Annotated in this window: 9 protein-coding genes; 3 read left to right on the forward strand and 6 right to left on the reverse strand. The window is 45.1% G+C overall.

Going from position 1 to position 13,139, the window contains the following annotated elements; translation table 11 throughout:
• Window positions 1-29 precede the first annotated feature (29 nt).
• Genes BREVNS_RS08280 through BREVNS_RS08290 form a run of 3 tightly spaced genes read left to right on the forward strand, consistent with a single transcriptional unit; the run spans window position 30 to window position 3,743 of the window.
• Window positions 30-746 (forward strand): hypothetical protein, encoded by a 717-nt coding sequence (locus tag BREVNS_RS08280; RefSeq protein WP_483426546.1) that lies wholly within the window; start codon window positions 30-32, stop codon window positions 744-746.
• 7 nt (window positions 747-753) lie between these two features.
• Window positions 754-2,619 carry a 1-deoxy-D-xylulose-5-phosphate synthase gene (gene dxs / locus BREVNS_RS08285; protein WP_483426547.1) on the forward strand — a complete coding sequence of 622 codons (1,866 nt, stop codon included), beginning with the start codon at window positions 754-756 and terminating at the stop codon, window positions 2,617-2,619.
• Window positions 2,616-3,743 (forward strand): sensor domain-containing diguanylate cyclase, encoded by a 1,128-nt coding sequence (locus tag BREVNS_RS08290; RefSeq protein WP_483426548.1) that lies wholly within the window; start codon window positions 2,616-2,618, stop codon window positions 3,741-3,743. The genes dxs and BREVNS_RS08290 overlap by 4 nt, the downstream gene beginning before the upstream one ends.
• A gap of 92 nt (window positions 3,744-3,835) precedes the next feature.
• On the opposite strand, the gene BREVNS_RS08295 is transcribed toward BREVNS_RS08290, so the two are convergent.
• From BREVNS_RS08295 to lysA, 6 genes are all read right to left on the reverse strand, one after another.
• Window positions 3,836-4,594, reverse strand: a complete 759-nt coding sequence (locus tag BREVNS_RS08295) for a TlyA family RNA methyltransferase (RefSeq protein WP_483426549.1) — start codon at window positions 4,592-4,594, stop codon at window positions 3,836-3,838.
• A 98-nt stretch (window positions 4,595-4,692) separates the two neighbouring features.
• Window positions 4,693-5,640: a tetratricopeptide repeat protein gene (locus tag BREVNS_RS08300; RefSeq protein WP_483426550.1), complete on the reverse strand. Its 948-nt coding sequence runs from the start codon at window positions 5,638-5,640 to the stop codon at window positions 4,693-4,695.
• A 111-nt stretch (window positions 5,641-5,751) separates the two neighbouring features.
• Window positions 5,752-7,842, reverse strand: coding sequence for a polyphosphate kinase 1 (ppk1, locus tag BREVNS_RS08305; protein WP_483426551.1), 2,091 nt, complete (start codon window positions 7,840-7,842; stop codon window positions 5,752-5,754).
• Complete coding sequence (locus BREVNS_RS08310) at window positions 7,839-9,371, reverse strand: Ppx/GppA phosphatase family protein (protein WP_483426552.1); 1,533 nt, start codon at window positions 9,369-9,371, stop codon at window positions 7,839-7,841. The genes ppk1 and BREVNS_RS08310 overlap by 4 nt, the downstream gene beginning before the upstream one ends.
• On the reverse strand, window positions 9,355-11,547 hold the full coding sequence (locus BREVNS_RS08315) for a methyl-accepting chemotaxis protein (protein ID WP_483426553.1): 2,193 nt from the start codon (window positions 11,545-11,547) through the stop codon (window positions 9,355-9,357). The genes BREVNS_RS08310 and BREVNS_RS08315 overlap by 17 nt, the downstream gene beginning before the upstream one ends.
• Window positions 11,548-11,612: 65 nt before the next feature.
• Complete coding sequence (gene lysA, locus BREVNS_RS08320) at window positions 11,613-12,881, reverse strand: diaminopimelate decarboxylase (RefSeq protein ID WP_483426554.1); 1,269 nt, start codon at window positions 12,879-12,881, stop codon at window positions 11,613-11,615.
• Between the last annotated feature and the right edge of the window lie 258 nt (window positions 12,882-13,139).

Below are 13,139 nucleotides of genomic sequence, written 5' to 3' on the forward strand. Positions count from 1 at the left end.
CAGGAGAGGACCAGAAAAAGGAGGATGGCATGAAAAAAGCGCTTGCCATCATGTGGTTGATAGGAAATATCGTATGGGCCGGGAGTGTGTGGAACACTCCCGATGCCTCTCTCTATACAGTCAAGGTGGAAGAGGGGGATGTTCTCCTTGTCGTGTTTTCTGAGAAAACCGTACTCAAACTCAAAGAGGACCAGAAAAGAAGCGGAAATGAAAATAGTACCCCTCTCTATGGTCGGGGTGGGGTGTTGAACTTCTACCCTGAGGGTGAAGTGGTGGAACAGACGACGCGCAAAGGGCAGAGACAGTACTCTCTCAGTGAGGAGAGGCGCCTTGTTCTTCCTGCTCGTGTGATATCGAAAGAGGGGAAATGGCTCCGACTCGAGGGACGGTTTCAGTCAGAGATTGGTGGGCAGATCTATAGCTTTCTTTTTCAGGGGGAGGCTATGATGCGTTTTGTTCAGGCGAATATGACCATTCCTTCGTCGGCTTTGTACAATCTTCGTTTTCAGTTGGTCCAGGAGGACAAAACGCGTGAGCCTTTCCTTACGGAAGCGGACCTGATTTTCAAAACAAACTACACGGATATCAGAACAAATCTTGTTGTGAGCAATGCTATCACCAATCTTGTTGTGGAAACGAACCAGTCGGCGTATGAACTGGTTCTCAAGGGAATAGCCGAAGAGAAAAAGAAGACGCTGATTCTTCAGTATCTCAATCGGCTTGTGGATCTTATTTTCAGGGAGTAAACGTTCTATGCTACTTGAACGAATATCCTCTCCGGAGGATCTGAAAAGTCTTTCTTTGGCTGAGTTGAATACCTTGGCAACAGAGATTCGATCCTTTCTCATTGATTCTGTTTCAAAAACGGGGGGACACTTGGCGTCGAATCTTGGGGTAGTGGAACTCACCTTGGCCATTCACAGAGCGTTTCATCTTCCCGAGGATACGCTCATCTGGGATGTGGGGCATCAATGTTATGTGCACAAAATACTTACCGGAAGACGGGAAAAATTTTCAACGCTTCGACAGAAGGGTGGGCTGAAGGGCTTTCCCGATCCCAAAGAGAGTTTTTATGACGCGGTGCATGCAGGTCATAGCTCTACCTCTCTTTCGATTGCGGCAGGAATAGCCAGGGCAAAGAGACTGCAGGGAGACCACTCTGAGACGATTGTGGTGATTGGGGATGGGGCTTTTACGGCGGGGTTAGTGTATGAAGCCCTCAATCAGATTGCCTATGAGTCTTTGCCGGTGATTATTATTCTCAATGACAACGGAATGTCTATCTCTGAGAATGTCGGAGGGATTGCTTCGTATTTTGACAAACTTTTTCAGTCAAGCGCCTATTTCCGGGCCAAGAAGCTTCTTGAGGACGTGAAACGTCGGTGGCGATGGACGGGCTTTTTTGTGGGAATTTTGTATCATACGAAGGAATGGATCAAGAGACAGCTATGGAGGATTGTAGGGAGAAAACGGAACTTTTTTGAGGACCTCAATATTTGTTATTATGGGCCTCTTGATGGGCATAACCTCAAAGGGCTTCTCAAAACCTTTGAAGGGATAAAGGGACTTGATAAACCGGTGCTTGTTCATGTTCGTACCATCAAGGGAAAAGATTATCAGCCATCGGAGGAGAATCCAGAGCGTTACCATGGGATAAGTGCCCCAAAGGTCTGTGCACCCGGCGAGATCCCTACTGAGGGGAGAAGCTTTTCTGAGATCTTTGGGGATACGATGGTAAGCCTTGCCGCTTGTGAACCACGGCTTTTTGCTATCACAGCGGCCATGGAGAGTGGGACGGGGCTTTCGGAGTTTGCTTCTCTCTATCCAGAGAGATTTGCTGATGTGGGGATTGCCGAACAACATGCGGTTACCTTTGCTTTTGGGCTTGCTCTTCGAGGGTTTATTCCTGTGGTGGCTATTTATTCGACCTTTTTGCAGAGGGCTTTTGATCAGCTTGTGCATGATATTGGGATTTCTAGGGCCCACGTGGTGTTTGCCTTGGATAGGGCGGGGCTTGTTCCAGGAGATGGGGAGACACATCAGGGAATTTTTGATATCGCTTATCTCTCCATGATCCCGGGGATGATGGTGATGGCCCCAGCGACAGGAAGGGAACTTCAGATGATGGTAGAATATGCTGTGAGAGAAGCGAGGGGGCCTGTGGCTATTCGTTACCCAAAGGCTATTGCCCATGAGTGGGATGGGTATGAACCAGCAAAGTATCCCCTGGATGGAAAGCCGGTGCTTTGTCGGGAAGGGGGAGAGGTGCTTTTAGTTGGGGTTGGGGCACTCCTGGGAGAGGCTTTTGAAGTAGCAGATGCACTAGCTAAGGAAGGATATGGTGTCTCGGTATTAAACCTTCGTTATATAAAGCCGATACATACTATAACCTACGAGATACTCTCTCGATACAAACGGGTGTATGTGCTGGAAGAGGGTATTGTTCGTGGAGGGATTGGGGAGCACCTGAGGGCGGTGGTAGGAGAAAAGGTAGAGGTGCTCGCCGTCGCCGATCATTATCCTGAGGTGGGGACAAGAGAGGAGCTTCTCAAGGAGGAAGGCTTGACAAGGGAAGAGATTATCGCTATAATAAAACGAGGAGAACTCAAAAACTCGTGAGACGCAGAGAAACACATTTGGCTTCTCATGGTGTGTCGTCAACAGGTGTCGATTATTATGAAGGTTTTGTCAAAAGGGATCGCGCGCTCAAAATTATCAAGGAGATGAGTGAGTTTCTACGAATTTTGGATCTTCAGGAAACAGAAATCCTCAAAACCATGATTGTTCGTTTTGCTATTGAGTCTGTTGAAGCCAGCCAGGGGGCCCTGGTGGTGTATGACAGGGACAAAAATATCCTGAATTATCAGGATATGTATGTGTATGAAAATAACCGCATCATGCTTGAGAGTTTTGGAGAGGTGGTGAAGGATTACAAGATCGTGCCGGGTGAGGGGGTGGTGGGAGACGCCTTTGTCAAGGAAACACCAATCCTTGTGCCCAATATTCGTCAGACGTCGTATTCTCAACCGGTGATTGGTGAGGTATTGCGTCGAGAAATTAAGTCCGTTATTGTAGTTCCACTGAAGGTTGATGGGGTGGTTGAGGCCCTTCTTGAGATTACCAATACGGTGGATAAGCGAGAGTTCAACAGTGAGGATATGGAAGTGGTGATGATTATTGCCAATTTTGCTTCCACCATCTTGGAAAATGCCCGTCACTATAGTCTCGCTATTCATGACAGGCTTACGGGGCTGTATAATACCCATTATTTTCAAAAGGAGATGGACGAGGAGATTGAGCGGAGCCTTCGGTATGGGAGATTTTTCTCGTTTGTTATCTTTGATATTGATGACTTCAAGCGGATAAACGATACCTATGGCCACAGTTATGGGGATAGGGCTCTCAAGGAATTGGCTTCTTGTATTCAGCGAACGGTGAGAAGGGATGTGGATATTGCGGCCCGGTATGGGGGGGATGAGTTTGTTCTGCTTCTTACCAATACGCGGGGGGAGGAAGCTCTCAAGGTATGTGAAAGGCTTCTGAAATTGGTGCGTACTATCACCATTACCACAGAGGATGGGAAGTCCTTTGGGTTTACCCTGAGTATGGGGGTTTCTGAGTTTCCCACGCATGGGGAAGAGGCGTACTATATCTTCAATGCGGCCGATGATGCTCTGTATCAGTCGAAGAAGGCGGGGAAGAATCGGGTGAGTTTGTATCAGGCTCCGGAGAAGGAGAAATAAACTTCACTTTTCCAAAAAGCACACACCCCGCTTGTCCTGGTTTGCAGGTTTTTTCAAGTCTTATACAGAATCCTTTGTCGTAAAATTTGCATTCAAAGCTCATCCTTTTCTCCTTGTTGTGAAAAGAGGGCTATAAGGTATTCCTGGTTTTTGCTTTTTTGTCCGGTAATAGGTGAGGGGATAATTTGAGATGTTTTCAGCTTCAGCTGATGGGCACAAGTGAGTACGATTTCCCATGCTTTTGGATGATGGGAGGGATCTACAAAACCTTTTTCTCCTACGAGTTCTGGACCAACTTCAAATTGGGGTTTGATAAGGCAGACGATGGTGAAGGGGATGGCGAGGATAGTGACTAACGGAGGAAGAATTTTGGTGAGGGAGATAAAAGAAACGTCAATGGTAGCAAAGGTGGGGCTGGGATCAAAATCTTCAGGGCGAAGATAACGGGCGTTGGTGTTTTCCCGGCAGATAACCCGGGGATCGGAGCGAAGCTTCCAGTCAAGCTGGTTGGTGCCACTGTCAATGGCGTAGACTAAGCGGGCTCCACGTTCCAGAAGTACCTGGGTAAATCCTCCTGTGGAGGAACCGATATCGATGGCTACCTGGCCCTCCGGAGAAAGGTGGAAGGTGTCCAGGGCATGGAGAAGTTTGAGGGCTCCACGACTTACATAAGGGAAGGATTGTTTTAAGCGGATGTGATCATTTTCTCGAACGGTATGGCCGGCTTTGGTGATGACTTGGTCGTTTACAAGTACTTCACCGGCCAAGATAGCGGCCTGGGCCTTTTGTCTGGAGGGGAATATCCCTTGTTCGACGAGAAATTGATCAAGTCGGTGCTTCGGAGTTGCCATGGAAACGTCTCCTTCCCTATTATTGTAGGGAGAAGAGGGAAAAAAGGCAAGGGGAGGGGAGAATGCTCTCGCAATGGGAATAATATGTTTTTGTGAGATTATTCCCGAGGTAAAAAAAAGAGTATTTGCTCAGCTAACTTTCTTGTTTCTCCATTTGGATCAAGTTCGATAGCTTTTTCCAAATCAAGTTTTGCTTTATCATATTGTCGAAGTGCAAAGTACACATCCCCGCGGTGCAGATAGGCATCAGTAAAGGTAGGATGAAGCTCTATAGCCTTTGTATAGTCTTGAATAGCCTTGGTATATTTACCAAGATAATAATATATGTGTCCTCTATTGTCATAAAAATAAGGATTATTCTGGCATAGAGCGATAGCCGAAGAATAGTCTTTGAGTGCCTTGCGATATTCACGAAGTTTCTCATAAATAACTGCTCGATTATTGTAGGCGACAGCGTTTTTAGGATTTAGTGAGATAGCAAGAGAATAGTCCTCCAGAGCCTTTTCATAGTAACCCAAATTGAAATAAATATATCCTCGTCCAAAGTAGGCAACATAAAATTTTGGGTCTATTTCTATGGCTTTTGAATAACACCAGACAGCCCGTGGTTGGTCGTGCATCACGCTATGAAAAAAGCTCCCTAATGCTCTATAATCCCAAGAGTTTGTAGGAGAATATTTTTTGCTTTCTATATAGCATTCTACTACTAATGTATCGTCTTTGGTTTGACCAGAAGTGAAAATGTCCGCCGCAAGAAGGAGTTTTTCTATTCTTAATGCAAGAGAATTAGAAAAACTTTTGAGAGCCAAATCACATACACGAAGGCCTACCTCATATTCTTGGAGGTTTCGAAGAGATTCCATTTGCATGATTGCGGCCTCAATTGGTCTGTCATTTTGAGCAAACGCAAGGGAAAATTCTTCTATAGCGTTGGTGTATTTCATTTGAAAAAAATATACCATTCCCCGATCAAAATGTTTTTGGCAGGAAAAGAGCATAATTATATTAAGACTGAAGATCAGGGAAATCCATAGTTTTTGTTGCATACAAATATTATAAAAAGAGATAAGAATAATTGCAAATCTATCGATTTCCTGATTGGTGGTAAAATTAAACTTTCTTCTACCTTTTCCTTCCCCATCCTGGCTTTGCTCAATCTACCCATCCTTTGCCTCATGTTTGAGAATAAAGGGGAAAGTTTTATTTCGGGAAGGTCTTGAAAATTGTTGCAAGAAGGTATAGATTTCCTCAAAACTATCTCTGTGGCTACTTTCTCGTACACCGGGGGCTTTGTAAGAGCCATTCGACTCCAGTATCCAGCTATTGGCGCTATCCTGCATCTGGAGATCAAAGATAGTCTGTATCATATGCTGAAGGGTTTTGTTTTCGATAGGAAAGAGCACTTCGATTCGTCTGTCTAAATTTCGTTTCATCCAGTCTGCACTGGCAAGGTAATATTCTTCTTCTCCATTATTGTAGAAGTAATATATTCTGGAATGTTCTAAATAACGACCTATGATGCTTTTTACCGTGATGTTTTCTGAAAAGCCTTTGATCCCCGGTATGAGACAACAAATACCTCTCACAATGAGCTCGATGGTAACGCCAGCCTGAGAAGCCTCGTAGAGAGCGGCAATAATCTGGTCATCAGAGAGCGAATTCATTTTAGCACGAATGTGGGCTCTCAGTCCAGCCCTGGCATGGCGGATCTCTCGCTGGATCAGAGAAAGAAAACGCTGGCGAAGGGTGAGAGGAGCAACCGCAATCTTTTTCCATGATTGGGGGAGAGAAAAGCCGGTGAGAAGATTAAATAACTGATTGATATCATCGCAAATCTCAGGATTGGTGGTGAAAAAACTGAAGTCTGAGTAGAGTTTTGCCGTCGCTTCGTTGTAATTACCCGTGGCCAGATGTACATAACGACGGATTTCTCCTTTTTCTTTTCTCACAATGAGAAGGGCTTTGGCGTGGGTCTTGAGATGGGCGATTCCATAGGTGACATGGGCGCCGGCGTCCTGAAGATGACGTGCCCACGTGATATTGCGCTGTTCGTCAAAACGAGCAGTAAGTTCATCTACCACCGAAACATATTTCCCGTTTTCTGCAGCAAGAGTAAGATAACGGATAATTTCCGACTGGCTGCTTGTTCGATAGAGGGTTTGCTTTATGGCAATCACATCTGGGTCATGAGCGGCGGCTTCTAAAAGCCAGAGAACAGGGTCATAACTCTGGTAGGGATGGAAGAGGAGAATATCTTCTTTGGCAAGAAGGGAAAAGATGTTTTTTGACCTTGTGAGAGGCGCAGGAAGAAGAGGAGAGAGAGGTTTGAGTTTGAGGTCTTCTCGCTGGCATGACTGATAGATCCCCATCAGATCCTTGAGATTGAGAGGGTGGGGAATAGCGAGAACAAAATCCTCAGGAAGATGAAGATGACTACAAAGTGTTTTGACGATTTTTGAAGAAAGTCCTTCACTTATTTCGAGTTTGACAACCTCTCGTTTATGGAAATGCTTGATATTCTGTTCTACTGAACTGATGAGGTCTAAAGCCCCATCTACCTGGTGTTCATAATCAGCATCCCTTGTAATCCTGATGATACCACACTGTTTGATGGTATAACCTGGATAAAGGAGAGGAAGAAACATCTTGACAATATTTTCTATGGGGAGAAAAACATTCGTTTCTATCTCATAAAAACGCCCGAAGGGTGTTATGGGAAGTTCGAGAAAGGAGAGAGATGGTTTTTCTGAAAGGGGGTGATTGGCTGGGGGAGAGAGTTCAATCACCATATAGAGTTTTCCACTCTGAAGGGTTGGAAAGGGGTGGGTCTGACTTACCGAAAGAGGGGTGAGGAGAGGAAAAAGGGTATGTTCAAATACCTGTTGCAATTTTTCTTGATACGCAATACACTGAGTGTCTTCAATCAAGATGTGGATACTATGTTTTTGAAGTTCCTGCCGGACTTTGTCAAAAATGTGATATTGATCCTGAATCATGTTTCTGACTTCTTTGAGGATGGTTTTGAGAACGGTTTCAGGATCCTCTACCTCAGCCACTAAAGAAGGGTTTTGCCATTGCCTTTTGAGCACAGCTACTCGAATCATAAAAAATTCTTCTAAGTTGGACGTCACAATGGAAAGAAATTTAAGCCTTTCTAAAACAGGGTTGAAAGGATCAGTGGCTTCAAACAAGACTCGACTATTGAACTTGAGCCAGCTATAGTCCCGGAGTATCCATGGGTATTTCATCGTTTTTCTATCACCACCTTGATACCAAAAAAGTTTTCAAAAAGGGTTTTATTGACGGTTACCGCATTCTGTATGACTTCATAGGCATGTCCATGCTTTGGTTCGACATGGCAGAGAAGAGAGAGGGTGTTATCTTTCAGGTGTACTTCGAGGTGACGAATGGCGGGCATATGACAGGTATCCAGAGCGTTGGCTATCCGAAGGATAGCTGAAAGGCGGGTGACTAAGATACGCTTGTGAATATCTAAATTGACAAACTCACTGTGGGTTTTCTTTGGAGGAGATTTTCGATGGTAGCGGGCAATGAGAGCGATGAGAAGTACCTCTTCCGGGTCAAGACCAAAGATTTCGGTATGACGAAGAAGGTCATAGGTGTTTTTGTGATGGTTGGTGGGGCCAACAAAGTAGCCAATATCGTGAAGAAGAGCAGCCACTTGTAGATAGAGTTTTTCCCTTTCGGAAAGGTGTGATGTGATTTTCAGGGCATCAAAGAGAAGGGAGCTATAATGCATGACTTTCTGTGCATGTTCTGCATCGTATTGGTAGCGTTTGGCAAGAGCCATGACCGAGGAGAGGGTAGCCGTTGTGAGTTTTTCGTTGTCCTTGTGAAGAAGTTCATAGGCAAAACCAAAGGTGCTGATGGTATGGGGAAGATAGAGTTCACTCAGACTCAGTTGTCTCAGGATAGTGAGGAAAAACACAAGAGAAATCCTGATAGTTTGTATAGTGGTATCCGGGATACTGTAGTGAGCGACCAGTTCTTCATCGGGAAGAGAGAGAAAAGCCACGGTGATTTTTTCTATCTCCTGTCTGGAAAGAAGATAAAGATGATGGTTCTCTTTGTAACCGAGATGTTCAAGCATTCTCACAATATCATCGTGGAGAAGAACAAGGTGCAGGGAAGCCTCTCCAATGGTGGTCTGAATGGTCTTTTGCAGGTGTTTCACAAAAGGGTAAAAATAACTTTCATAGGCTGAAGGGGTTGATGGGAGGTACTGGCTGAGACGGAGAATCCCCGTGTGATAGGTCTGGTTGAGTAAAAGACTTCCATTTTGTTCGAGAAAAAGTCGACTTGAGCCACTTCCCACGTGAAGGGTGAGGATAGTCCCGTGTTTGAGCTGGGGGTGGTTGTGGGTGATATGAGAAACAGCGAGGTAAATGGCTTCGTTTTCCTGATGGGGATGGATAATCGTTACAGGAACGCCAAGGATACTCTCACAGCGGGAGATGACGGATTCACTATTGCTTGCTTCACTCAGGGCACTGGTGATGAAAGCCTTGATGTCGGTGATTCGATAACTTCGGATAACTTCCTGATAGCGAGTGAGAATACGATTGAGTTCAGAAAGGGTTTCCTGACGGATGGACCCACGGACAAAAATGTCTTTGCCTATCTGGATAGGAAGCCACATGGAATCTACGATCTTCCACTCCTGTTTTGAGGAGGAGACATTCAGGATGTAGAGCTTGATAGTATGAGAGCCTATATCGAGGAGAGCAAGGAGGTTTTCTTTAGCTTTCCATGGCATGTGAGGGCAACTCCGCTGTCTCTTCTCGTAAGATGAAGTTGCCTAAAAGCTCATCTAACGAGGAAGCATTGGCAACCACCTGATTGAGGATTTCCTGGATGCTTTCAAGTCCGGTAAGAAGGTCATTGAGGTCTTTGAGGTGTTCTTGAATGATGTGTTTGTTTTCTATAGAGACATCTCTCAGGCCCCGTACCGCATCACTGAAATCCTGAGTGGCTGCATTTTGTTCTGTGATGGCTAATTTCACCTCTTCTGTAATCTTGACCATCTCATGGGTGGAATCAAGGATTTCTTTAGCACCGTGATTCTGTTCGGACATGGCAATGGTAATCTGGTTGGCTATCTGGACATTTTGCTGGGAGTAGGCCATGATCATATCAAGGCCAATACCGGCTTTTTCTGAGAGTTTCACGGAGTTGGCGATACGATCGACAATCACATTGATCACCTCTCCGATCTCTTTGGCATTTTTGTTGGTATCTTCGGAGAGACGTCTGATTTCTTCAGCCACAATAGCGAAGCCTTTGCCTGCTTCTCCGGCATGCGCAGCTTCAATAGCGGCGTTCATGGCAAGGAGGTTGGTTTGTTTAGCAATATTGGAAATAATCTGAAGCATCTTGATGATTTGCTGAGAATATTCTGCCACTTCCTTAATAGAAGCGATGGCCTGTTTGACTGCTTCACCGCCTTCCTGGGCCACATTGTTGAGGTTGGTGGAGATGGTCTGGGATTTGACGGTGGTGGCCGTGATGTTCTCTATGTTGCGTACCATTTCTTCGATGGAACTGGCGCTTTCTTCGACGGCTGAGGCCTGGCGTTCCATGTTGTTCATGATGCTCTGGATGGAGCGGCTCATCTCCTCAAGGTTTGCTGTGAGTTCCTCTATACCAGAGGTGGCGTTTTCTGTGGAATAATCTATCTGAATGATTTTGTTTTTGATGGACTCAAGGCTTTTCTTGATGGTATTGGCCATAATCTCCTGGGAACGGGCTGTTGAACTTTTGAGAAGCTGTGAGGTTTCTCGTACACTGAGAAGGTCGTTGTTGATGCGATCTAAGAAGCGATTCATCAGGGTGGCCATTTCCCCAAATTCGTTCTGGAGATGGATTTCAATACGTCGGCTGAGGTCGGCTTTTTCTGTACCGGAGGAGATGTTGGCAAGTTTGGTCTGGATAGTTTTCAGAGAATTTCTCAGGCTACGTGATATCCAGTAACTGATAAGGCTCATCACCACAAAAGCCAAAAGGATCACAGAGAAATTGATGATACGAAGTTGAAGGGTTTGTTCGTCGATCAGACTTTCAGGGACTTCAGCCACAATGATCCATGGGAGGTGGGGAAGCTTTTTGAAATAGGCGATCACAGGGATTGTGGTGTTTTCTTCTTTTTTTCGATAGTGGAGAAGTCCATTGCCGGTTTCAAGAATGGTTTTGAGGGTTTCCGGGCCTTGTTCATCGAAAAGGGAAAGGATGTTTTCTCCTTTTTTGAGGGTATTATGACTGATAATTTTGCCTTCTGTATCCATCAGGAAAATACTGGTTTTTTTGAGTTTCCCGATGTTCTGAAAAGCATCCTGCAGGGAGGAGAGATCGACCATTTCGCTGAAGTCCTCTATGTACGCGGTAGAAAAGACATACCACTCTTTCTCCGGATAATAGGACACATAGAGAACTTTGTCCCTTGGAGCCTTTTCTCCCGGGTTTTTCCAGCTATAGAAAATAATGCCATCTTTTTGTTTCATCGCCTGCTGGATAAAATCATACGAGGAGAGATCGGTTCCTGTGGCTAATTTAGGGTGAATCACTATCTGGCCCTTGCTATCAATGATGGCCATATACCCTGTTTTGCCTATGGAAATAGAGAGCAGGCTTCGGCGTAAAAAGGTGAGGGCTTCATTTTCTCTCATACGGTTTCGTTTGACCTGAGAAAAGGTTTCTGACACGGTTCTCAAAGCGGAGGTGTTGATGCCCTTGAGATAGTGCGTGGAGAGACTGGTAACTTCGTGCTGGAGGAGGTTATGAGAGAGGTCAACAAGAGAATCAATCTGTCCTTCTAAGGATTGCCGGAGGGCCCTGATAGCCATGGTGTAATTGAGAAAACCGATGCCTCCTACAGCCACCACAAGAAGAACAGCCATGCCGATAAAAAGCTGCATCTGAAGAGAAAAACGGCGCATAAAAACCTCCCGCACGCTGAGTGTTATATTATTTTATCGGCAAAAAGTAGGAATATTCTAAAGCCCTATACAAAGAAACGGATCATGTCTTCGAAGGTTTCCCTTCTTCGAATGAGTTTTGGTCCCTCCGGGGTGATGAGAACTTCGGCTGGTCTGGGACGCATGTTGTAGTTCGAACTCATCGCAAAACCGTAGGCACCGGCGTTGAGAATGGCTAACACATCCCCCTCAAGAGGGGTGGTGATAGACCTGACCTCTGGACCATGTTCGTTTCTGGTGAAAAGATCCCCTGATTCGCAGAGATAACCGGCGATGACGACTTCTTTTTGTTCTCCCTGAACCCGGAAGGCGTTCAGGATGGGATGATAACTTCCATAAGCCATAGGACGAATGAGATGGTTGAATCCAGAATCGACACCTACGAAGGTGTACTTTGGGGTATGTTTGATTTCTGTAACCGTCGTAAGAAGGATACCTGCTTCAGCGACTAAAAATCTTCCTGGTTCAAAGGCGATAATTACCTCTTTGCCGTACTCTTTGGTGAATTTTTGCATGGTTTTTTCAAGATGCTCGGCAAAAAGATCAAACTGGAAGGGTTTTTCATGTGGACGGTAGGGGATACCAAAACCACCCCCAAAGTCCACGAATTCAAGATCGGGGAAGTGTTTGGCAATGGAGAGAATGAGAGAAATGAGTTCTATGAACTTTTTTTCTTCAAGGATGCCGGAACCAATATGGGCATGGATTCCCACTAACTTGAGATGGGCCCGTTCTATGATCTGTTTGGCCTGGGGGATCTGGTTGTAGTTTCCTTCCTGGCTATAGAAAATACCGAATTTGCTTTCTCTTCCCCCTGTGATCACATGAGAGTGGTGTCCTCCACCAAAATCCGGATTGATACGAATCGAAACCTCTGTGCCTGGGAAAAGAGAAGCATATTTCTGGAGCATGTGAAGAGATCCGATGTTTACCCGTATATTTTGAGAGACCAACCAGTGGAGTTCTTCGTTTTTGAGGTTGATGCCTGTGAAAAGGATTTTGTCCGGCGAAAAACCGGCATGTAAAGCAAGCCGAACCTCTTCCAAGGAAACAGCATCAATATAGGCTCCCATTTCTAAAAAAAGTTTGAGAATACGGAGGTTGCTATTGGCCTTCATGGCATAATGAAGCCGTTTGTGAGGATAGGGAATGGCATTCACCAGAGTCGTATAACGATCCCTGATGACACTCTCATTGTACACATAGAGGGGGCTACCAAATTCACTGACGAGTTCCGAAACCTTGATGCCTCCGATGGATAACTGGTTATTTTCAATGTCGTATGGCTGTATCATATCCTTATCCTGCTTTTCAAAGTAGGTTTTATTATAGCCATAAAAAGTGTTTTTGGCAAGTTTTGGTAAAGATGGAGATTTGGTTGGAAAGAAAAGGGAGATGGTTTTGAGAGAGGGGGAGGATGAGTTCTCTCCTTTTTTCAAATAGCAATACGAGACCTTTGCACGAATGTGCAAAGGTCTCAAAAAAGTAATAAAGAAACAAAAATTAGTATCAAAATGTTCCTTGTCGTAATAAATAAACCGATTTTTTTGAAT

The sequence above is a fragment of the Longinema margulisiae genome, assembly GCF_025266855.1.
Classification (GTDB): Bacteria; Spirochaetota; Brevinematia; order Brevinematales; family Thermospiraceae; genus Thermospira.